At 69.0% G+C, this 22,371-nt stretch carries 16 protein-coding genes and 2 pseudogenes; 8 read left to right on the top strand and 10 right to left on the bottom strand.

Annotated features, from left to right (window positions below; genetic code table 11):
* Positions 1 to 61: 61 nt before the first annotated feature.
* Positions 62 to 262 carry a ferredoxin gene (locus ACZ5XS_RS44295; RefSeq protein ID WP_468661299.1) on the top strand — a complete coding sequence of 67 codons (201 nt, stop codon included), beginning with the start codon at positions 62 to 64 and terminating at the stop codon, positions 260 to 262.
* A 95-nt stretch (positions 263 to 357) separates the two neighbouring features.
* Here ACZ5XS_RS44295 and ACZ5XS_RS44300 read toward each other — a convergent pair whose 3' ends face one another.
* The 5 genes from ACZ5XS_RS44300 to ACZ5XS_RS44320 all read right to left on the bottom strand — a co-directional run bounded on the left by ACZ5XS_RS44300 (position 358) and on the right by ACZ5XS_RS44320 (position 8,168).
* A complete protein-coding gene (locus ACZ5XS_RS44300) occupies positions 358 to 3,048 on the bottom strand; it encodes a family 78 glycoside hydrolase catalytic domain (protein ID WP_468661301.1) in 2,691 nt (896 codons plus the stop codon).
* Between the two features lie 42 nt (positions 3,049 to 3,090).
* Complete coding sequence (locus ACZ5XS_RS44305) at positions 3,091 to 4,878, bottom strand: TolB-like translocation protein (RefSeq protein WP_468661303.1); 1,788 nt, start codon at positions 4,876 to 4,878, stop codon at positions 3,091 to 3,093.
* A 154-nt stretch (positions 4,879 to 5,032) separates the two neighbouring features.
* Complete coding sequence (locus ACZ5XS_RS44310; protein WP_468661305.1) at positions 5,033 to 5,923, bottom strand: carbohydrate ABC transporter permease; 891 nt, start codon at positions 5,921 to 5,923, stop codon at positions 5,033 to 5,035.
* Positions 5,924 to 5,925: 2 nt separating this feature from the next.
* Positions 5,926 to 6,831, bottom strand: coding sequence for a carbohydrate ABC transporter permease (locus tag ACZ5XS_RS44315; protein ID WP_468661306.1), 906 nt, complete (start codon positions 6,829 to 6,831; stop codon positions 5,926 to 5,928).
* Positions 6,831 to 8,168: an ABC transporter substrate-binding protein gene (locus ACZ5XS_RS44320; protein ID WP_468661308.1), complete on the bottom strand. Its 1,338-nt coding sequence runs from the start codon at positions 8,166 to 8,168 to the stop codon at positions 6,831 to 6,833. Before ACZ5XS_RS44320 ends, ACZ5XS_RS44315 begins: the two co-directional genes overlap by 1 nt.
* A 280-nt stretch (positions 8,169 to 8,448) precedes the next feature.
* On the opposite strand from ACZ5XS_RS44320, the gene ACZ5XS_RS44325 reads away from it, so the two are divergent.
* The 7 genes and pseudogenes from ACZ5XS_RS44325 (at position 8,449) to ACZ5XS_RS44355 (ending at position 15,115) form a co-directional block, all read left to right on the top strand.
* Entirely contained in the window at positions 8,449 to 9,477 is a 1,029-nt protein-coding gene (locus ACZ5XS_RS44325) for a LacI family DNA-binding transcriptional regulator (protein ID WP_468661310.1), read from the top strand.
* Positions 9,478 to 9,738: 261 nt separating this feature from the next.
* A complete protein-coding gene (locus tag ACZ5XS_RS44330) occupies positions 9,739 to 11,157 on the top strand; it encodes a glycoside hydrolase family 5 protein (protein WP_468661312.1) in 1,419 nt (472 codons plus the stop codon).
* Positions 11,158 to 11,260: 103 nt separating this feature from the next.
* Complete coding sequence (locus tag ACZ5XS_RS44335; protein WP_468661314.1) at positions 11,261 to 13,327, top strand: beta-galactosidase; 2,067 nt, start codon at positions 11,261 to 11,263, stop codon at positions 13,325 to 13,327.
* 22 nt (positions 13,328 to 13,349) lie between these two features.
* Positions 13,350 to 13,517 (top strand): annotated as a pseudogene (locus tag ACZ5XS_RS44340) (DUF5060 domain-containing protein); the annotation flags it as partial.
* Between the two features lie 229 nt (positions 13,518 to 13,746).
* The gene (locus ACZ5XS_RS44345; protein ID WP_468661316.1) at positions 13,747 to 13,980 is read left to right on the top strand and encodes an AAA family ATPase; all 234 of its coding nucleotides are present in this window, start codon (positions 13,747 to 13,749) and stop codon (positions 13,978 to 13,980) included.
* A 104-nt stretch (positions 13,981 to 14,084) separates the two neighbouring features.
* A complete protein-coding gene (locus tag ACZ5XS_RS44350) occupies positions 14,085 to 14,636 on the top strand; it encodes a hypothetical protein (RefSeq protein ID WP_468661318.1) in 552 nt (183 codons plus the stop codon).
* Positions 14,636 to 15,115 (top strand): alpha/beta hydrolase fold domain-containing protein, encoded by a 480-nt coding sequence (locus ACZ5XS_RS44355; protein WP_468661320.1) that lies wholly within the window; start codon positions 14,636 to 14,638, stop codon positions 15,113 to 15,115. Before ACZ5XS_RS44350 ends, ACZ5XS_RS44355 begins: the two co-directional genes overlap by 1 nt.
* Before the next feature lie 82 nt (positions 15,116 to 15,197).
* Here ACZ5XS_RS44355 and ACZ5XS_RS44360 read toward each other — a convergent pair whose 3' ends face one another.
* The 5 genes and pseudogenes from ACZ5XS_RS44360 to ACZ5XS_RS44380 form a co-directional block, all read right to left on the bottom strand.
* Entirely contained in the window at positions 15,198 to 16,286 is a 1,089-nt protein-coding gene (locus ACZ5XS_RS44360) for a helix-turn-helix domain-containing protein (protein WP_468661322.1), read from the bottom strand.
* A 336-nt stretch (positions 16,287 to 16,622) separates the two neighbouring features.
* Positions 16,623 to 17,750 (bottom strand): annotated as a pseudogene (locus ACZ5XS_RS44365) (IS701 family transposase); the annotation flags it as partial.
* Between the two features lie 355 nt (positions 17,751 to 18,105).
* Positions 18,106 to 18,357: a hypothetical protein gene (locus ACZ5XS_RS44370; RefSeq protein WP_468661324.1), complete on the bottom strand. Its 252-nt coding sequence runs from the start codon at positions 18,355 to 18,357 to the stop codon at positions 18,106 to 18,108.
* Positions 18,358 to 18,943: 586 nt separating this feature from the next.
* Positions 18,944 to 21,487: a DUF4118 domain-containing protein gene (locus ACZ5XS_RS44375; protein WP_468661326.1), complete on the bottom strand. Its 2,544-nt coding sequence runs from the start codon at positions 21,485 to 21,487 to the stop codon at positions 18,944 to 18,946.
* Positions 21,488 to 21,539: 52 nt separating this feature from the next.
* Positions 21,540 to 22,223, bottom strand: a complete 684-nt coding sequence (locus tag ACZ5XS_RS44380; protein ID WP_468661328.1) for a response regulator — start codon at positions 22,221 to 22,223, stop codon at positions 21,540 to 21,542.
* Between the last annotated feature and the right edge of the window lie 148 nt (positions 22,224 to 22,371).

Genomic DNA, 22,371 nt, shown 5'->3' on the forward strand with positions numbered 1-22,371 from the left:
CTGAGGCGCCGGCCCAGCTCGGCGCCTCAGGCATATACGCCTCGGTCCGAAGGAGGATGCGATGGGATCACGGATCCGCATAAACAACAACTGCGATGGCATCGGTGCATGCGAGGCGGTCGCACCACACCTCTTTGCTGTCCGCGACGGAACCGCGGAGCTACTCATCGATGATCCGGCTGCGATCGATACGGAACTGGCCCGTGATGTTATCGACGCGTGTCCCATGCTTGCCATCGAGGCCACCGAAGTCGACCTGTGAGCTTCTTCGAGGCTCCGCACCAGGGGGAGGCAACTCTGAAGAAGCTCACTGGGCATGTGCTCGTGACCCGCCCTGGCCAGGTCGTCGCGGCTCCGTCAATGGGCGGGATGGACCTGCGCAACTCCTTGGGCGTGTTTCCTGGTGATGTGTGACCGACCCGGCCTCAGCGTCAGCTCCTCACCGTCGGGAAGGACAACAGTGGCGCAGGACGTGGACGGGACATCGACAGTGATGTCCAACTCCTCCGCCCTGGTGTGCCATTCGACCGAGATGGTGCCGCGCGGGCTGTCGAACGTGCCGCGCGCCCAAGCCACCGACGGAGACTGCACCGGCGCCACGACGAACCGCTCCCAGGCCACCGATCCCTCGGCCTGACGCAGCCCGAGGACATGGGTGTGCAGAAAGTTGATGACCGCGCCCTTGCTGTAGTGATTGAGCGACTCATGCGCGTCGCCGTTGTCGTCGACGCCGTCCCACTCCTCCCAGATGGTGGTGGCGCCGCGGTCGAGCATGCCGAGCCACGACGGCGAGGTCCGCTGGAGCAGGACCTCGTACGCCAGGTCGGTGTGGCCGGTGTCGACGAGGACGGGCAGCAGGTCGGCGCTCGACAGGAAGCCGGTGCCCAGGTGGGTGCCCGCCTCGCGGATCAGCGTGGCCAGCCGTGCGGCGACCGCGTCACGCAGCTTGTCGGAGGCGAGGCCGAGGGAGAGGGCGCGGACGTAGCTCGCCTGGGTGTCGACGGTGGTGCGGCCGGTGCCGTCCAGGAACTCCGTGCACCAGGCGTCCTTGACCCGCTGGGCGAGGCGGGCGTACCGGACGCTGTCGGCTGCGCGGCCCAGGACGTCGGCGATCGCGGCAAGGGTGGCACAGGACCGGTACAGGAACGCGGTACCCACCTCGCCCTTGTCGGTCGTCATCCAGTCCTGCTCCGGTTCGAGGAGCGAGCCGTCCGCGGCGCGGGGCTTCGGTACGCACCACTCGCCCCAGTGGAAGGAGCCGTCCCAGAGGTACTCCTCGTGCGGGAGGGGTTCGGCGGAGCGGGCCGCCCGGGAGGGGTGGCGGGCGGTGCTGGCGGTGGTGAGTGCGAAGTCGACCCAGCGGACCATCGCGTCCCAGTTCTCGGCGAGGGCCCGGCGGTCGCCGTACGTCTCATACAGCAGCCACGGTACGAGGACGATGGCGTCGCCCCATCCGGCGGAGCCGGTCATCGAGTCCAGGCGGGCATCGGTGTGCAGCTTGATGCGTCGTCCGTCCGGCGAGAAGTTGGCGATGCGCCCGTCGTCGAGCTGGTCGTCGCGGACCGAGCGCAGCCACTTGCGGCTGAAACCGTGGATGTCGTAGAGGCGCGTGGCGGTGGGTGCGAACACCTGGTAGTCGCCGGTCCAGCCGATGCGTTCGCGGGTCGGGCAGTCGGTGGGTACGTCGACGGCGTTGCCCCTGAAGCTCCAACGGGCCACGGAGTAGAGGTGGTTGAGGTCCTCGTTGGCGCAGGTGAAGGTACCGGTGGGGCGCAGGTGGGTGTGGACCACCCGCATGGTGAGGCTCGATGTGTTCAGCGGGGCGTCGCCGCGCTCCAGGCGCGCGTAGCGGAATCCGTGGACCGTGTGGCGGGGCTCGAAGACCTCGCCTTCGGCGCCGGAGGAGGTGACCTCGTCGTGCTGGACGAAGATGGTGACCGGGTCGCCGGGTAGCTGGATATCGAGGTGAGTGGTGGTCAGGTCTCCGGTGGCCGGGTCGAGGTGTTCGCCGTAGTCGATCACGGTGCGGGTGCCGACCGGGCCGAGGTCGGTGAGAGTGATCCAGCCGGAGGCGTTCTGCCCGAAGTCGGCCACCCAGGCGCCGCTCTGCAGCCGGGTGAGTGCGACGCAGGGCAGGTCCTCGACGCGGCGAACCGGCGGCGCCGGGGACCAGTCGACTGGCGGTGCGGTCACGACGTCGACAAGGACGGGACGCCGGTCGGCGACGGGGGCCAGATTGTCGGTGATCTGGCCGTCCATCAGGTCGGCGCGGGTGATGCGGCCGGCGGAGGAGGTCCAGTTCCCGTCGGTACGGACGATCTGGCGCGTGCCGTCGGCGAGTTCGAGATGCAGTTCCAGGCGGGCCGCCAGGAGTTCGCCCCAGCCGGCCGGCTTGCGGAAGGCACCGACCTGGCCGCGATACCAGCCGTCGGACAGGACGATCTCGATGGTGTTCGTGCCGGGGCGGACGGACGCCGTGACGTCGGCTGCCTGGGCGTACAAGGTCCGGTCGTACGAGGTGGAGCCAGGCGCGAGTTCGACGGTGCCCGCCCGTTCACCGTTCACGAACGCCTCGTACACCCCGAGGGCCGTGGCGTACAGGCGGGCACGGACGACCTCCGGCGTGCTGAACGTCGCATGCAGGGTGCGCGCGGGCCGGGTGCCGGGCGCGAGACCCGCGGTCTGCGGGTCGTCGGCCGGAGTGATCCAGGACGCCGTCCAGTCCGCATCCAGTAGACCGGCCTCGAAGGCGTGCCAGGCGCTCCACTCGGAGGCCTCCGCGGCGGCACGGGTCCGTACCCGCCAGCGCACCCCCTCACCGCTGCGCAGCGGGCGCACCGGCCAGTCGACGAGCAAGTGCCCGACAACACAGGCGATCTGCTGCGGTTGCCCGTCGATGTGGATCTGCAGCTCGTACTCCTCGTCCGGCGCCGCAGCACCCCGGGGCGGCTTCCATGAGAGCCGCGGGCGGCTGCCGGACACCGGAAACCGGTCGCCGCCGAAATCGATCGCCAACTCGTAGGGGATGTCGGGGGTGTTGAGAGTCATCCGGTCTGTTCCCTCCGGTGTCCGGATCTGGATCCGCCTGGGTCAGCTGCCGTTGACCGGCTGGCTGTAGGTGGTCCCGTCGATGGTCGTGGTGAGTGTGCCGACCGCCTGGAATTCGTTCTTCAACATCGCGGCCGGGCCGAGTGTGAAGCCTCCGGGGCCGGTGCGCTTGGTGCCGGTGTGCCGGCCGGACAGCTTCAGGTCCTCGGTCCAGGAGAGGCAGGCGAGGGCCGAGGCGGTGCCGGGTGTGCAGCCGAGCGCCGTGTTGGAGAGGCGCTCCACCTTCTCGGTGCCGTTGATGATGTTCGTGCCGTCGTCGCTGTAGTTGCTATAGGAGACGGCGAGGCTGAGGGTCTGGGTGCCGGAGCTGTTGTTGGTGATCTGCACGGTGGCCGAGCCCTGGACCTTTCCGCGCAGGGTGTACGTGCCGGTCGGCACGGGCTTCGGCTGCTGCGGAGGTGTGCTCGGGTCATAGGGCAGGCCCCAGGTCGTGGCCGGGAACGGCGCGGGAGCGACGGGCGCGCTGGGCTTGAAGTCCGGGAAGCGGGCGATCATCACGCGGCTGTTGCGGCCGCCGGGTTCCGTCGAGTCGGCGCAACGGTGCGGGATCGGGTTGGCGCCGCAGGCCAGGTTCTCGGTGTAGACCACGGCGGTGCTGTCGGCGAGCCACGCCGGGTCCGCGGCGGCGTTCCAGTTCGGATCAGACCGGGCGTTGATCTGGAAGCCACGGCCGGTCGCGGGGTCGACGAGCCAGGGCGAGAAGAAGCGGCGGTTGCCGTTGTTGCGGATCCCGGAGACGTACGGGGCGGTACCCGCCTGCGCGGTGAGCGGCGGGACGCCCGGCAGGCCGGAGACGAAGTCGAGGCGCCCGGAGCCGTTGACCGCTTCGGCGAGCAGCCACTTGCCGTTGGGGGACATCGCCATCGGGTCGGTGTAGTGGGCGTTGCGGGTGATCGGCTTGGAGGTGCCGGTGGCCAGGTCGGTGGCCCAGGCGTCCATGCTGTCGGAGTTCAGGCTCTGGATGCCGAGGGTCGCCCGACCGTCGGCGGTCCAACCTCGCGGCTCACCGACCATTCCGGCCCGGTTGAAGTGCAGTCGATTCCCCTCCTCGACGACCATGGGCTGGAAGGCCTCCGACGGGTTCTGCAGCACCGTGACGTCGGTGAGGTAGTGGCGCCCCTTCTCCTGGTCGTAGGCGATGCGTCCGACGTACGGGACGATGCTGAGGACCCTGAAGTCGACGACGTTGAACAGCAAGTGCTTACCGTCGGGACTCAGTCGCCACTCTCTGCCGTTGTTGACACCCTGTTCGTCCCGCTGGAAGAGCGGCTTGTCGTTCCAGTAGATGGGGGTGATGCGGGTGGCGGCCGGAGTGCAGCGCGGGTCGGTGACCGCGTACTTCGCTCCGTCGGCGCCGCACTCCAGGATGCCGTTGCTGACCAGGACGCGCTTGCGGTCGGGCAGTTCGTTCGCGGGCGGGTAGACCAGCTGGCTGGTGTCGATGTCAGAGCCGTAGGACACTCCGCAGGTGATGCACTTCCAGGCCTCGCCGTTGGGGAAGGTGGTGCCGTCGGTGCGGACCACCAGGACCTGGTTGCCGCTGTAGACGCTCGCCGGGCCGGTGTCCGGTACCCCGGCGTAGGTGATGCCGAGGAACACGAACTTCGGGTCCCTTGCCGGTCCGGGTGTCCCGATGCCGCTCCAGTCGGCTGAGACGCAGCCGGTGGGATGGGTGCATACGCCGTCCTGCGGGACGGTCGGCGGCACCGGCAGTTGCTTGATGTCGACCCGCGGCCGGGTCGTGCCCAACGCGTCTGCGTCCACGGCCATGGACGTCGGGGGACCCGCGAGGGCCGCGGCGAGCGCCAGTAAGGCGGCCGCGGTACCTCTCACAAGGGTGGAACGCACACTCCGCACTCTTATGGACACTGCAGCTTCCTCACTGGTCGTTGCTGGGTCGATTGAGCGACTGGTCTGTGCGTGGCTACTTGAGCGCGCCCGCGGAAAGCCCGCTGATGATGTGGCGCTGTGCGATCGCGTAGAAGATGACGATCGGCAGGACCGCGATGACTGAGGCGGCAAGCAGGATCTGCTGTTGCGGAGAATCCGCCGACACGAAGTTGGTGAGTCCGCGCTGTACGGGCATCAGTGAGCTGTCGTTGAACAGCACCAGGCCCATGAGGTACTCGTTCCAGACCCCCATGGCCTGGATCACGGCCACCGCGACCAGGCCCGGCTTGGCGAGCGGGAGGATGATCCGCCAGAAGGTGCCGAACAGGGAGGCGCCGTCGATGGCGGCGGCCTCCTCCAGCTCCTTGGGCTGGCTCGCGAAGAAGCCGCGCATGATCAGGATGGAGATCGGCAGCCCGCCGGCGATGAGGACGAGGATGTAGCCGATGCGGGTGTTGGCGAGCCCGAGCTCGATCAGCAGCTTGTACTGGGCGATGAACGAGGCCGGCATTGGGATGATCATGATGACGAGGATGAAGCTCACGACGGCACTGCGACCGGGGAACTCGATGCGCGCCAGGGCGTACCCGGCCAGGCTTGCGATGACCAGGATCCCGAGGACCGAGGCCGCGGTGTACAGGAGGCTGTTGGGCAGGTACTGGCTGAAGCCTCCCTCGTTCCAGGCGGTGGCGAAATTGCCCCATTCGAAGGGACGCGGAATGGGATCGGTTCCCTTGTACAGCTGCTCGGCGCTCTGCAGAGATCCGCTCAGCACCCACAGGATCGGCACCAGCGCTTCCAGCGCTCCGGCGATCAGGAGCGCGTACAGGGCTACCCGTGGTCCACGCAGACGGCCTCGTGGCCTGCCCTGTGTCGGTGTTGGCGCCGTTTTCGACTTCGGTGCCGGGTCGAGCAGAGTATTCACGGTCACCTTCCCTTCACAGTCCGGGAGTCGGCGCTTCCGCCGAGCCTGCGGGAGACCCATAGCTGGAAGCAGGCCAGGGCGATTAGGAACAGCCCGAAGATGACGGACATCGCGGCCGCGCGACCGTACTCGTAGTACTGGAAGGCCTGTTGGTAGATGTGCAGGGTGGGGACCTCGGTGTGGCCTGCGGGGCCGCCGTTGGTCAGTACCTGGACCGTGCCGAAGATCTGCAGGCCGCTGAGCAGAGTCAGCACACTCACGATGCCGGTGACGTGCGACATCCCGGGCCAGGTGACGTATCGGAACTGGGCCCAGCCGCGGGCTCCGTCCAGGGATGAGGCCTCGTACAGCTCCTTGGGCACGTCCTGTCGGCCGGCGAGGAAAAGGATGAAGCCGAATCCCCAGTGGTACCAGACGAACACGGCGGCGACCGCGATCACGGCCGTCTTGGGGTCACCCAGCCAGTTGTGCTGGAGACCGTCGAGACCGACGGCCTTGAGTGCCTGGTTGACGATCCCGATGTTCGGGTCGAGGAACCACGAGAACATCACGCCCACCACCACTGTGGAGAACACTCCAGGCAGGTAGTACACGGTGCGGAAGAATCCGGATCCGCGGCGGGCGCGGTGCACGGCAAGGGCCATCACCATGGACACGGCGTTGGCGACGACCAGGCCGACCACACCGTAGAGGACGGCGTTCTTCATCGAGCCCCAGAACACGGTGTCGTCCATCACCCACCGGTAGTTGTCGAGCCCGATGTACGGCGTGTCCAGGCTCACCCCGTCCCACGACTGGAAGCTCAGCAGGATGCCCTGCACGAATGGGACCACCGTGAACAGGCCGAGCATGACCAGCGCCGGCGCCAAGAAGAGCCAAGCCGCCGGCACGCGACTGCGGCGCCGCATTACGCGCTCTTCTGCGCCGCGTCGAGGTCGCCGAGGACCTGGTCGACCGAGCGCTCCTTGAGCACGAGGGCCTGAGTGCCCTTCTGCAGGGCGGTGTTGACCTGCTCCAGGATCTGGTTCTGTACGAGCTGGATGTCGGAGACCTTCGCGGCGATGCCCGCCAGCTGCGGAGGGACGCTGGTGTCGGACACGGCGCGTGCGGAGGGGATCAGCGGGACCCCCTCGGACCAGACCTGCTGCTGCTGCGCGGCGGTCAGCCACTTCAGGAACTTCAGCGCCTCAGCGGCCTTCTTGCTGCGCGGGTTGACCGCCGCGCCCTTGGCGGCGCCGCCGACCAGGCGCGGGGTCTGGGTGCCGTCATCGGCCTTGGGCAGCGGGAAGGAACGGAAGTCGGTGAAGTCCGGTGCGGTCGCACGGGCCACGCCGACGGCCGAGGTGCCGTCAAAGATGGCCGCGACGCCCTGAGTGTTGAAGAAGGCCTTCTCCACCGTGGGGTTGTCGGTGGTGCCGCTCGGCAGCGAGCCGTTGGCTATCACGCCGGCGTCCCGCAGGTCGACCACAAGCTGCAGGGTTTTGCGCCAGCCCTCGCTCTTCCAGCTGTGTTTGCCGACGAAGGTGTCGTTCAGCTCCTCGTCGCTCAGATAGTTGGAGGCGTACGACTGGATCACCTGGTTGGAGAGGCTCGTCGCGAACCAGAAGGGGCCCTTCCCGGACTTCTTGATCTTGCGCATCTGGTCGATGAACTCGCTCATGGAGGCGGGCGCCTGGTCCGGGTTCAGCCCGACTACCTTGTACATCGCGGCGTTGACGAAGACCCCCAGGGCCGGGGTCTCCCAGTGGGCGCTGTAGACGCCCGGCTTGACCTGCTGCGGGTTGTCCTTCCCGAACGACGTCGTCTTGAGTGTGGCGGGCCGGAAGCTGTCGCCCCAGTCGCCCTTCATATCGTCGCTCAGTTCCTTGGCCCAGCCGGCCTTGTAGTAGGGCGCCATGGAGTGACCGTCCATCGCCGAGTACATGTCCGGCATGTTGCGGGACTGCGAGCTCGACTGAAGCTTGGCGAGGAAGTCCGTCGGACCGACGTCGTCGATCCTGATCTTCACTCCGGTCTGCTTCGTGTACTGCTGGGCCAGCTTCTTCAGCGTCGCGGCCTGACCGCGGGACTGGTTCATGAAGACGATCTCCGAGCCGCCCGAGCCGCCGGAGTCTCCGGATCCGCAGGCCGCCAGTGAGGTAGTGGCGAGACCAGCGCCGACCGCTCCCATGAGGAAGCCGCGCCGGGTAGGTCCTGTGGTGGTGGCGGCCGGGCCTGTTGGACTCTTCGCGTGGAATCGTGTCATCTCGGGTCTGCCCCTTTGGGTCGGTGGCGTCGACAGTGCGTGAGGAGCCGCCATCGCACAGGACCGAGAAAACATGCCCTGGGCTCACGAAATTTATTTCTGCCTGGCGTGCTGGCGGTGAACGCTAGGTCTGCGACACAAGCCCGTCAATACCTTGCGCATGGTAAATTTTCCCGTGCTGCCGCAACAACTCTGACTCAGGGAGTTTACGAAAAAGATTTCGATGCTACGGTGCTGCGCAGTCCGGGCCATCCGCCCGCCGTCACGCCCCGGGAGAGCCATGGCATCCGATCCCCAACGCGTCACCCTTGCGAAGGTCGCTGAGACCGCCGGCGTCTCGGTGGCCACCGTCTCCAAGGTCATCAACGGTCGCCGTGACGTGGCTCAGCAGACGCGCGACAAGGTCCTGGAGCTGCTGCGCCGCTACAACTACGGCGGCTACCGGGACGATCTACGCTCGCACCCCACCGTGGAGCTCTTCTTCGGGTTCGAGCGACTGAGCATCTACCACACCGAGATCATTCAGAGCGTGGTGGACGCCGGAGCGCGTGAGGGCATCGCGGTGGTGGTCGGCAGGCGCGGCGACCGTGATCCGACGGCCGATCCCGCCGCATGGGCCCGCGACCTGGCCGCCGCGGGACGGCGCGCCGTCATCGCGGTGACGGCGAACACCCTGTCGCCCCCGGCCCGCGAAGCACTGGACCGGGTACGTATGCCGCTGGTTCTGCTGGACCCGGAATCACTGCCCGACGACTCGATCGTCAGCGTCGGTGCGACCAACTTCTCCGGCGGCCACGCCGCAACCAAGCACCTGCTCTCCCTTGGCCACCGCCGTATCGCCTACCTCGGCGGCACGGAGCACGCCGGCTCCAACCAGGCTCGGCTGCACGGCTTCCGCAGCGCGATGGACGCGGCCAGTGCGCGGGTGCCGACCGAACTGATCCGCCACGCAGGCACGTTCCACGCCGCCGAGGGCGTCGAGCACGGGGCGCGGCTGCTCGCCGTGAGCCCGGAGCCCACCGCGGTATTCGCCGCCTCCGACGAACTGGCCGCCGGGGTCATCGAGGCTGCACGGCGGTGCGGCCTGCGCGTACCCGACGACCTGAGCGTCGTCGGCTTCGACAACACTCCGCTCGCCCAGGTCACCTCCCCACCGCTGACCACCATCCACGGGCCTGTCCGCGAGATGGGGGCCGTCGCCCTGCGCACCGCCCTGCAACTGGCCGCAGGGGAGAAGATCGACTCCCACCACGTCGAGCTCGCAACGCAGTTGGTCGTACGAGATTCCACCCGGCCACCGCGCGATTGATCCGGTCGGCTGCCCCTGGAGACGCCGTCACCTGTTGCCGGGCAGGTTCCGTCCTGTTCCCGCCGCTTCGACGCCGGACTCCTTGCCTGGTCCTGCTCCGTGCGGGCTCGGCGCCGCGATGGGGATCGCCGTACCGCCGCCGGCGTGGTGCCCGCAGCCTGCGAAGCGCACCGCAGGTCCTTCCCGACGGCCCGGTCGTCCTCGAACGTTCCTTGCCCCGCCACCACTTCCCGTCCGCCACCACACCGCGAAGGATCCCCGGTGCTGACCACTACACCATCCGCGCCCCGCTCCCACGGCACGTCCCCGAACCCCCTGCTGAAGACCTCCGGCTCCGGTCTGTCCACCCATGACGGCACCCCGGTCCGGCTCCGCGGCGCCGGGCTCGGCGGCTGGATGAACATGGAGAACTTCATCACCGGCTATCCGGGCAACGAGGACGCCATGCGATCAGCGGTACGCAACGTCCTCGGTGAGCGCCGTTACGAGCTGTTCTTCGACCGGCTGCTGACCGTTTTCTTCGACGAGGCCGACGCCGCGCTCCTTGCGTCCAAGGGCCTCAACTGTCTGCGCCTGCCCGTGAATTACCGCCATCTCGAGGACGACGCCCACCCGTTCGAGATACGCGAGGAAGGTTTCACCCACCTCGACCGCGTGGTGGACCTGTGCGCTCGACACGGCATCTACACCATCATCGACCTGCACTCCCTGCCCGGCTACCAGAATCACCAGTGGCACTCGGACAACCCCACGCACCTGCCGCTCTTCTGGATCCACCCGCACTTCCAGGACCGGGTGGTCCACCTGTGGGAAGTCATCGCGGACCGCTACAAGGACAACCCGTGGGTGGCGGGCTACAACCCGATCAACGAGCCCGCAGACGAGTCCGGGAGGGTGCTTCCCGCCTTCTACGACCGCCTCGCGGGCGCGATCCGCACGGTCGACCCGCACCACATCCTCTTCCTCGACGGCAACCACTATTCCACCGAGTTCGACCTCTTCGGCGACCCCATTGAAAACGCCGTCTACACCTGCCACGACTACGCGCGCGCCGGTTTCGCCCGCAGCACCGGCTACCCCGGACACACCGACGGCGTCTGGATCGACAAGGACCAGGTCGAGGACTCCTTCCTGCGCCGCACCGCGTACATGCGCAAGACCAACACACCCATCTGGGTCGGCGAGTTCGGTCCGGTCTACACCGGCGACCCCGCGCGGGACGAGCAGTGCGCCCGACTGCTCGCCGACCAACTGGAGATCTACCGGCGCCACGAGGCGAACTGGACCATCTGGACCTATAAGGACGTCGGCCTGCAAGGGCTCGTCCACCTCGCCCCGGGCAGCATCTACGACCGGCGCTTCGGCGCGTTCATGACGAAGAAGCACCGCCTGGGCGCGGAGGCCTGGGGCTCCCCCGACGGCGCCGCCCGAGAGCTGATCAAGCCGCTCGAACAACTCGTCGCCGACGAGTTCCCGGGCTTCACCGGGCAGCCGTTCAGCACCCGCCAGTGGCTCGACGTCCTCATCCGGCACATCATGCTGGGCCAGCCGCTGGTCCAGGAGTACGCCGAGCTCTTCCGCGGCCTTGGCGACGACGACGTGCTTGCCCTGGCCGACTCGTTCGCGCTGGACCAGTGCGTAGAGCGCGACGGGCATCTGGACCTGCTCGCGAACGGATGACGGATCACCCCGCCGGCGCGGACCTCAGCGCCGGACGGCCCCATGCCCGCCTCCCCCCTGCGGGAAGAGTTCGCAAGTCAGCCGACGCACCCGAAGGAAACCCATGTTCCAGCTGCCGCAGCGCGTCCTGTTCGGCGCCGCCTACTACCACGAGTACCAGCCCTACGAGCGACTCAAGGACGACCTCGACCTCATGGCCGAGGCACACTTCAACGTCATCCGCGTCGGTGAGTCGGTGTGGTCGACCTGGGAACCCGACAACGGGCGCTTCGACCTGGACTGGCTCCAGCCGGTCCTGGACGGCGCGCACGAACGCGGCATGGCCGTGGTCCTCGGCACGCCGACCTACGCGATACCCCCGTGGCTCGCTCGTCAGTACCCGGAGATCGCCGGCGAACGCAGCACCGGGCAGCGCATCGGCTGGGGCTCCCGACAGGAGGTGGACTACACCCACCCGGCGTTCCGCTTCCACGCCGAGCGCGTCATCCGCAAGATCGTCGCCCGGTATGCCGAGCACCCCGCCGTCATCGGATTCCAGGTCGACAACGAGCCCGGCCTTGAGCTGTTCCACAACCACGGCGTCTTCCAGCGCTTCGTCGACCACCTGCGCCACACCTACGGCGACGTGGACACCCTCAACCGGGAGTGGGGCCTGACCTATTGGTCGCACCGGCTGTCGACCTGGGCCGATCTGTGGACGCCCGACGGCAACAGCCAGCCGCAGTACGACCTGGCCTGGCGTCGCTTCCAGGCGGCTCTCACCACCGAGTTCATCGAGTGGCAGGCCGACATCGTCCGCGAGTACGCGAGCCCCGACCAGTTCGTCACCACCTGTATCGCTTACGACCGCCCGGGGGTTGAGGACGAAGCGCTCACCCGCCACCTCGATGTCACCGCTGGCAACCCCTATTACCCCATGCAGGAATCCCTCGCCCTGCCGAACCCGCACCCCACGCGCCAGACCGCGGCAGCCAACGAGGGAACCTGGGCGCTCTACCGCATCGCCGACCGCTTCTACGCCTCACGGCAGGAACCTTTCCTGGTCACCGAGACCAACGCTCAGACCATCGGCGGGTCCTGGAACAACAAGCCCGCCTACGACGGGCAGTGGCGCCAAGCCGCCTGGGCGTTGATCTCCCGTGGCGCCTCGATGATCGAGTACTGGCACTGGCACACCCTGCACGTCGGCACCGAGACCTATGTGGGCGGCATCCTCCCGCACAGCGGCCGACCGGGCCGGATCTACCGCGAACTGGCCGCCCTGGGCGCGGAGTTGGAGACGGCTGGTGACCTGGTCGCCTCCCTCACCCCGGACGCGGACGTCGCCTTCCTGTACTCGCTACCCAGCAAATGGGCTCTGGAGGCCCAGCCCCCGCTGGCCAAGCAGGACAGCTCACCGGACGCGCGCTCCCACGGGACCATCTTCGACGCCTTCTACCGCGGCGCGTTCGACGCGGGGCTTCAGGCCCGCCTGGTCCATCCCGACCAGCTGGAATCGGTGGACCTGCCGCCCCTGCTGGTCGTCCCGGCGTTCTACGCCGCCGATGATGCGACGCTGGACCAGCTGCTCGCGTACGCGAACTCCGGCGGGCACCTGGTGATCGGCCCCCGCACCGGCTACGCGGACTCCGAAGCGCGGGCCCGCACCGACATTCAACCGGCCCTACTCGCCGAGCCGGCCGGAGTCTCGTACGACGAATTCACCAATCTGGACACGTCGGTTCACGTGCATGGCAGCACCGAGCTCCCCGTGCCTCCCACGGCTCGGGCCCTGCACTGGGCGGAGGGCCTTGTCCCGGACGGGGCCGACGTCCTGGCCACTTACGACGATCCGCATATCGGCCGCTGGCCCGCCGCCACGACCCGCCGGCACGGCGCCGGCCGCATCACCTGCGTCGGCACGGTGCCCGACCCGGCCTTCGGCCAGGCGCTGTTCCGCTGGGCCGCACCGGCCGATGCATGGGGCCACCCCCACCCGAGCGTCACGGCGACCTCGGCCACCGCCCGTGACGGCCGACGTCTCCGCTTCCTGCACAACTGGTCATGGGATCCGGTGTCCGTCGCGCTGCCCACCGCCGTGCAGGACGTCATCATCCACACCGCCTACGCCGCGGGCCAGTCGGTCAAGCTCGGTCCGTGGGACGTGAAGGTGTTCACGGAACGCGTCTGACCCGGCTTGGTGGGATCCAGGGATCAAGCGTGACGGGCCCGTCACACGGCAATCCGTTCACCGACGTCGAACTCCGCTCGGCGCGACGTTCAGCAACGGGCGGTGTCCGATACCTACGGGCGGCTTCCGCGACGGCGACGGAACGTACCGGATCCGGTTCATGCCCGATGCCGTGAGCCCCTGGACCTTCGTCATATCCTCCATCTCGCGGTCACTCGACGGGATCCGCGGCCGATTCCCGGCCGGACCGCCCCTACCAGGGCCGCTACGGTCCGGCGCGGGATGGCTGAGCGCCATCACTTACGAACGAGGACATCGGGCGAGCTGGCGATCGCCCAGGCTGTCGTCTACCTCGCCACAGCCCCAAGTCCATCGCCGTCTACGGAGGCTCCAACGCCGCACACCGCACCGGTTCGCTCGTGCCGCCCGCCCGCATCCTCAACGCGCCGACCCGCCTGATGAAGAACCTCGGCTACGGCAAGGACTACCAGTACGACCCGGACACCGCCGACGGCTTCTCCGGCGCCGACTGCTTCCCTGAGGGCATGGACCGCGGGACGAACTATCGGCCCACCCGCAACGGCTACGAAGCCCACATTGCCGAGCACCCGCGCCAGCGGGCCGCTCTGCGAGCTCGCAGGCAACGCGACTGACACGACAGATGTCGTGATGTGGGGTGGCAGGCACAGTTGGTCATAGACGCGACGTCGGCAAGGCTGCGCTTCCCGGGTTCGTTGGCGGAGACGTACGTCTTGTCGTGGTCGAGGAACTCGCCAGGTTCGGTCCGGTTGAGGCCGTGCACGCGACGATGGAAGCACGGGCACGGGCAGTCTCGTCGACGTCAGCGAGCAAACCGTCAGGCCGTCGTGTCAAGGCGATCGGGCCGAACACCTCTGCCTGGCCCCCTGGCATGCCCAGGTCCGCGATGGCCTCACCGCCGTCGGCGAGCCATCACCGCCGGGTCGGTGGCGATCCGGCCGGCCCTCGCGTGCCGCGGCGGCTCGTGGTCGGCCGGGACTCTCCGGTCACCGACGCGGATGGCTTCGGGCGGCAGGAAAAGGACTCCGGCAACGTGGGGGGCGACCTCGGCGCAAGCCCGGAGCGCCGCAGGTCGGGGAGTTCCGGCGGTGTCGCGTTCCCGGCGCGGCTGCCCGGCGATGCCGTATGCGACGTTCGTCATGTCGTCCCGCGACACCGAGACGGTGCCCGTCTTCACCGCCCTCGGCAGTGGGTCGGCACGGCGGACAGTCCCGACACCATCGGCACGCTGATCGAGATACACGAGCGCGTGAACGGCGGTGACGAGTGATGGCCACGACCACCGCGCAGTCCCGCACCGTCCTGGAACGGTTCCCCGACCGGGGCGGCCCCGCGATCGCCTTCCAGTACCTCGGCATCCCCGAACTCGACGACCGCCTCGACACCCCCAGCGTGCGGGCCTTCACCGACACGCCCCTCTGGAACCGGCCCAACGCTGTCATCAGCTGGGACGCCTACCTCGGCGCCGGCGTCCCCGGCAGCGCCGACGTGCCCGTCTACGCCGCCCCCGCCCGGGCCACCGCCGAACAGCTCGCCGGGCTGCCGCCGACGTACATCTCCGTGATGGAGGTCGATCCGCTGCGGGATGAGGGCATCGACTTTGCCCGTGCGCTGCTTGCAGGTGGCGTGAGTGTGGAGCTGCATCTGTTTCCGGGCACGTTCCATGGGTCGGGGATGATTCCGCACGCGGAGGTGTCCCTGCGGGAGGCCGCGGAGGCGGTGGCGGTTTTGCGCCGGGCGCTGCGCTAGGTGGGGCGGGCTGCTTGTGATCTGTTGGGCGCGGGACTGCTGTGGCTGAGCGCGCAGTTCCCCGCGCCCCTGAGGGGCGCCCCTATTGGGGCTCTGCCAATCGGAATGCATACAAGGTGAGTTGGGCCCGGAAGCGGGCCCGGGGGTCGCTCAATCGGTAGCCCAGTGTTGTTTCCACGCCGGAGAGTCTTGCTGCGACCGAGCTGTGGTGCAGGTGGAGGTCCGCGGCGGCGTGGCGCAGCGAGCCGGTGCGCAGGAAGGCGGTCAGGGCGGCCAGGGCCGCCGGGCCGCCCTTTCCCTCGGCGAGGCCGGCCAGGGCGCGCAAGTCGGGCTGGGCACGCAGCCGGTCGACGGGGATGTCAGCGAGCAGCGCGACCGGGCCGAGGGTGTCGTGGTCGACGATGGCCTCCTCGGGCAGACCGGCGACCTCGACGGCGAAACGCAGCGCGAGCCGGGCCTGTGCCCAGGAGGCACCGGCGTCCAGGGCGGGAACGCTGCCGCCGACCCCGATCCGTACACCTTCGAAACCGTGCTCGCGGACGTACGCCCGCAGTTCGTCGGCGACCGACTCGGCGCCCGGCGCCAGGGCCACCGCGAGCGGACCGACCGCGGCGACCCGCACCCCCGGACGCAGTTCACGCCGACCCAGTACGGCGACCGCGGCGGGCCCGGCGACGGCCACCACCCGCAGCGGCTGCTCGGGCGCCAGACCCAGCAGGCGCAGCGCCCTCGCCCGGTCCTCGACGGCCTCGCGCTCCGACAGCACGCGCTCGACCAGCGCCGGGTCGGCCACCTGGGCGGGGGCGGTGTCCTGCTGATGGCTGCCGTGTAGGACGCCCGCGGCGATGGCCATCCACTCCAGCACCAGTTCGTCGAAGGGCCCAGGCGCCCCCGACCGCTCCAGCCACACCCGGCCGCCCGGCGCGAACTCCGCGCTCCCGGAGGGCCGTACCGCGGGTCCCGCCGGCACGGCTCCGGCAGGCCCGAACCGCACCACACGCCCGCCCACATCGAGCCCGGCCGGACACTCGGCCAGCCCCGCGGTGGACCGTACGAGCGACTCGGCGTCGAGCCGCCCGGCCCCCAGCAGCGCCTCGAAGTGGGCGATGACCCGCAGCGCCGCCGCCGCGTCCGCGTCTAGGGCCGACAGTCGTAGCAGCAGTCCCTTCATGACCTGGGATTCTAGGCCTCGGATCGGTCGAACGACCTAGTACTCCAGCGGGATTGCTGTCTGACCTGCGGGTTTCGCTGGGCGGCTGGAGTGTGCGGGACTTCGATCGTGCAGGGGTGGTCTCACGGGGACCGCCCCTCGATCGTGTGACAACGCCGCAGGTAGTGACAGCGGCGGGCGACTGCTTGGCGTCGACGGCGCCAGTTCGACCAGCTCAGCGCGTGGTGTAGTCCTCGGTGTCCGCTCAGGTACGGGGGCCTGGCACGACAAGCTGCCAGGAGTCGCCGAACCTCTGCCACTGTGACTTCGATGGCCCCGGCTGTCCCACCTGTTCCGCCCTTTTTCCCAAGGCCGGCGTGCCGTGGCGGCCAGGAAGGCGTGCGCGAGCATGGCCAGAGTGATGTGCCGATACCAGCCCACGTAGCGGCGGACTTCGTACTGGTCCAGGCCGCATTCGTTCTTCGCGGCCTGGAAGCATTCCTCGATCGCCCAGCGTGCCCCGGCGACCCGCACCAGCTCCTGGACGGTGATCTGAAGCGGTGTGTATGCGAGGTAGTAGGCGATCTCGTCGGGCTTGCTGATGCTGCGCCGGGCCAGTGCCCACCGCATCCGGTGAGGGACCTCGCCCTGATAGTCGAACTCGGCGACGGCCGGCAGCCGCACCGCTGCCCAGTGGTAGACGCGAGGCCCCTTCGCGCCGTCGCCGCATGAGATCTTCTCCCACGCTGCGTCCGGAGCCTGCGCAAACAGAACCTCGATTCGCGAACAGCCCACCCTGAACTGGGACTTGGGGACGGCCAGCACGTAGCCGACACCCGACTGTTCCAGCAGCCGGCGGAATCGGTTGTCCTGGCCGTAGGCGGAATCCGCGGTGACCCAGGCAATGGGCAGCGGCGAGGCGACGGTCCGCAGCACCATGCGCCGGGCCAGTTCGCCCTTGGTGGCGAACTCCCGCTCGTCGGGGACCCTTGCGGTGCGACAGCGTTCCCGGTCCTCGGTCCAGGACTTCGGGAGGTAGAGCTCGCGGTCGACCAAGGCCCGGCCGCGCGCGGAGGCGTAGGCGGCGAAGACGCCGATCTGGCAGTTCTCGGTCCGGCCGGCGGTTCCCGAGTACTGGCGCTGCACCCCGGCTGAGGTGGTGCCCTTCTTGATGAACCCGGTGTCGTCGATGATCAGGATGCCGTCGGCCTCGCCGAGCTTGTCGGCGACGTATGCCTGCAGGTCGTCGCGGATGTCATCGGGCTCCCACTTCGATCCGGCGAGGAGGTGCTGCAGGCCGTCGGGCGTGGGGTGGCCGGCCTGTTCGGCCAGCTGCCAGCTGTTCTTGCGGGCCACCGGGGCGAGCAGCCCGCGTACGTAGTCACGCATGCGACGGCGGAGCTCGACTCGGCCGAAGCGGTGTCCGATCGTCAGGAAGAGATCGTCCAGTTCGAGGTCCCATTGCGCGGCGGCGTACTCGGTGATCGCCCTCGGAGGCTGCCCGCCGCTGTCACTACCTGCGGCGTTGTCGCACGATCGAGGGGCGGTCCCCGTGAGACCGCCCCCGCACGATCGAAGTCCCGCTACACTCCAGCCGCCCAGCGAAACCCGCACGTCAGAAAGCAAAGTCCTGCTGCAGTATCGGGATCGGCATGGCCACCACCCTGCTGCGGATTACCCCCGCGTCGGAGGGGAGCACCTGTTCTCCCGGATTGGTATGCGGGCCGAGGTCGGATCACCCCCGCGTCGGCGGGGAGCACCCCAGGGGGCGGTCTTGCGGATGACGCCGTGGCGGATCACCCCCGCGTCGGCGGGGAGCACTCCGCCCGCTGGTCCGGCTTCAGGCCGATCTTCGGCTCCTTGAAGGCGGCGAACGTCCGGATCCATAGGCGAGGCTGGAGAAGTAGTCGACCCCGGTCAGGCACATCACCTTCCACCAGGAATGCGGCTCGGCATGGCTCTCACCGGCCGCCGGCCCCACCGGCTGCACCTGGTGACGCAGCAGCCACTGCGCGGCTTTGCCGGTCGGCTGTGTCCGCAACGCGGGACTGTCCACAACCTCCGGCATTATCGGCTGCTTCGCCTCGTTCATATCCCCCATGACCTTCCCTGTCTGACCACCGAAACGGTCGCCACAGCCACCGCCCTGACGGCAACGTAACGATCACCGAGTATGCGGCCTCCCGGCGCCGGTACCCACACCACGGCGCGTATGAGCCACCCGGTGATGGACTCGCGTGACGAGAGGGGAACTGATCAAACCAACACGTGGCGCGAACACGCGCCTGGACGCCCGGCTGCCGCAGCTGGTGAGGGCCCCAGTCCTGCTCGCCGTCAGCGCTCCGCAACATCGACCCCGCCAGACTGATCCAGTGCGGACTCCACGCACCAACGTGGACGCCGTGCACCCCGGCGACTGCTGGGCGGCGGCCAGGATCGGTTGATGCCGCCCTCCCACCGGGCATCAGGCAACCGAGGCGCTGCGCCAGCAGGTGCCGCCGCGGTCGAGGTTGTGGCGAGAATCCCAGACGGTGAGGCGGTTGCCGGAAGGTGTCGTCGACGGGGTCGACGATGGCAAGCAGGTACGAGTCGGGGCCGTAGCCTCTTCCACTCGGGCACGATGGCCCTGAGGGGACTCGAACGCCGTACTGGCCTGTACGGGCGGGACTTTGGCGTCGCTAGGAGGTAGCAGTCGCGGGAAGGTCGGAGGGGAGTGGTCGGCGGTCGGAGGCGGCCGGGACGGTGAGGACCATGGTGAGGCCGCCGCCGGGGGTGTCCTCGGCGTTGAGGGTGCCGCCCATGGCTTCGGTGAAGCCGCGGGCTACCGCAAGGCCCAGACCGACGCCGGCGCCGCGCGGGGCGTCGCCGTAGCGCTGGAACGGCTCGAAGATGCGGTCCTTGGCCTCGTCCGGGACGCCCGGGCCGCGGTCCACCACCCGCACCTCCACCCGGTCGGCCATGGCGCTGGCAGCCACCAGGACGCGCTCGCCGGCGGGGCTGTACTTGACCGCGTTCTCGACCAGGTTGGCCACCGACCGCTCGAGCAGGCCCGGGTCGACGGCGACCATCGGCAAGGTTTCCGGGATGTCCAGCTCCACGCTGTCTTCGGGTACGCCGCCCAGGGCCATGGGCACCACCTCGTCGAGGTCGATCTCGCGGATCAGCGGGGCGACGGTGCCGGTCTGGAGCCGGGACATGTCGAGCAGGTTGCCCACCAGGTGGTCGAGGCGGTCGGCGCCGTCCTCGATGGCCTCCAGGAGTTCGGCCTGGTCCTCATCTGACCAGGCCACGTCGTCCGATCGCAGGGAGGAGACGGAGGCTTTGATCCCGGCGAGCGGGGTGCGCAGGTCGTGGCTGACGGCGGCGAGCAGGGCGGTGCGGATGCGGTTGCCCTCGGCGAGTTCCTTGGCCTGGCCAGCCTCGGACTGCAGGCGCTGGCGGTCCAGGACCACGGCGGCCTGGGCGGCGAACGCGGCGAGGACGCGGCGGTCGGAGGCGGGCAGCACTCTGCCGGACAGCGCGAGCGCCATGTGGTCGCCGACCGGCATGTCCACGTCCGCGTCCTCGGGGTACTGGCAGGGCTGTGGGCCCACGCTGCCCGCGCAGGTCCACGGGGTCACGTCGCTTTCCCGCTCCAGCAGGGCGACCGACTCCATGCCGAAGGTCTCCCGCATCCGTTCCAGCAGAGCATCCAGGCTGGTCTCGCCGCGCAGCACGCTGCCCGCCAGGAAGGAGAGGATCTCCGATTCGGCGCGCAGCCGGGCCGCCTGATGCGTACGCCGGGCGGCCAGGTCCACCACGGAGGCCACCGACACCGCCACGGCGAAGAAGACCACGAGGGCGACGATGTTCTTGGGGTCGGCGATGGTGAGGCGGTGCAGGGGCGGGGTGAAGTAGTAGTTCAGCAGCAACGACCCGAAGGCCGCCGAGGCCAGCGCCGGGAACAGGCCGCCGAGCAGGGCCGCCGCCACGGTCAGTGTCAGGAACAGCAGCATGTCGTTGGCGAGACCGAGTTCGGCGTCGACGTTGGTCAGCAGCAGCGTGAGCAGCGCCGGGCCGGCCACCCCGGCCAGCCAGCCCGAGATGATCCGCGCACGGCCGAGCCGCGCTCCTCGCGCGACCGGCAGCCCGCGGCCCTTGCCGGCCTCGTCGTGGGTGATCAGGTGGACGTCGAGGTCGGGGCCCGACTCCCGGGCGACCGTGGCGCCGACACCAGGCCCGAACACGTATTGCCATCCTCTGCGCCGCGAGACGCCGAGGACTATCTGGGTGGCGTTGACGCCCCGCGCGAAGTCCAGCAGTGCCGAGGGGACGTCGTCGCCGATGACGTGGTGGAAGGTGCCGCCCAGGTCCTCCGCCAGGGTGCGCTGGACGGCCAGTTCCTTGGGTGAGGCGTTGGTCAGTCCGTCGCTGCGGGCGATGTAGACGGCCAGTACTTCGCCGCCGGCGCCCTTCTCGGCGAGCCGGGCGGCGCGGCGGATCAGCGTGCGGCCCTCGGGGCCGCCGGTCAAACCGACGACGATCCGCTCCCGCGAGCCCCAGATCTTCGACACTCGGTGTTCGCTGCGGTATTCGGTCAGATACGCGTCGACCCGGTCGGCCACCCACAGCAGCGCCAGCTCGCGCAGCGCGGTCAGATTGCCCGGGCGGAAGTAGTTGGACAGGGCCGCGTCGACCTTGTCGGCCTTGTAGATGTTGCCGTGCGCCATCCGTCGGCGCAGCGCCTGCGGCGACATGTCGACCAGCTCGATCTGGTCCGCCCGCCGGACGACCTCGTCGGGGACGGTCTCCTGCTGCCGCACCCCGGTGATCGACTCGACGGTGTCCCCCAGCGACTCCAAATGCTGGATGTTGACCGTCGAGACGACGTCGATGCCGGCCGCGAGCAGTTCCTCGACGTCCTGCCAGCGCTTGGCGTTGCGGGAGCCGGGGATGTTGGTGTGGGCGAGTTCGTCGACGAAAGCCACCTGGGGGTGCCGGGCCAGGACCGCATCGACATCCATCTCGGTGAAGACGCTTCCCCGGTATTCCAGCTCCCTGCGGGGGATCTGCTCCAGGCCGTGGAGCATGACCTCGGTGCGGGGCCGGTTGTGGTGTTCCAGGAAGGCGACCACGCAGTCCGTGCCGCGCTCGACACGGCGGTGCGCCTCGGACAGCATCGCGTACGTCTTGCCGACGCCCGGTGCCGCGCCGAGGTATATCCGGAACTTGCCGCGTGCCATGGTCTCGTCTCTACGTCGTCGTACGTATGCGGTCAGAACGGTCGCAAGCGGGTCAGCCCTCGAAGCGGTAGCCCATGCCCGCTTCGGTGATCAGGTAGCGGGGGTGGGCCGGATCCGCCTCCAGCTTGCGCCGCAGCTGGGCCATGTACACACGCAGATAGTTGGTTTTGTTGCTCTGGGATGCTCCCCACACCTCCTGCAGCAGGTGCTTCTGCGTGATGAGCCGGCCGGGGTTGCAGACCAGGATCTCCAGCAGATGCCACTCGGTCGGGGTGAGGCGCACATCGTGACCGTCCCGTACGGCCTTCTTGGCCAGCAGATCGATGGTGAAGTCGTCGGTGGTGACCAGCGTCGTCTCGGGAGTGAGCGGCACGGTCTCGGTGCGGCGGACCGCGGCGCGCAACCGGGCCAGGAGTTCGTCCATGCTGAACGGCTTGGTGATGTAGTCGTCGGCGCCCGCGTCGAGCGCGGCGACCTTCTCGTCGGAGGCCCGGCGGGCAGACAGCACCAGAATCGGAACCTTGGTCCAGCCGCGCAGGGCCTTGATGACGTCCGTGCCGTCCATGTCCGGCAGCCCCAGATCAAGGAGAACCACATCGGGCTGGCGGGCAGCGGCGAGCCGCAGCGCGGAGGCGCCGTCGGGCGCCGCGTCGACGCCGTACTGCCGTGCCTGCATGTTGATCACGAGCGCCCGTACGAGTTGAGGGTCGTCCTCTACGACCAGTACCCGGGTCATCGGTGTGCGCCTTTCCTGTTGCACGGAGAACCAGAGGATGCGGAACCCCTGTCAGGGCCGCGGGGGGGGGGGGGGGGGGGGGGGGGGGGGGGGGGGGGGGGATTGAGGGGGGGAGGGGGGGGGGGGAGGGGTTGTGTTAGAGGGGGGC

This window comes from Streptomyces sp. NPDC033131 (assembly GCF_055578365.1).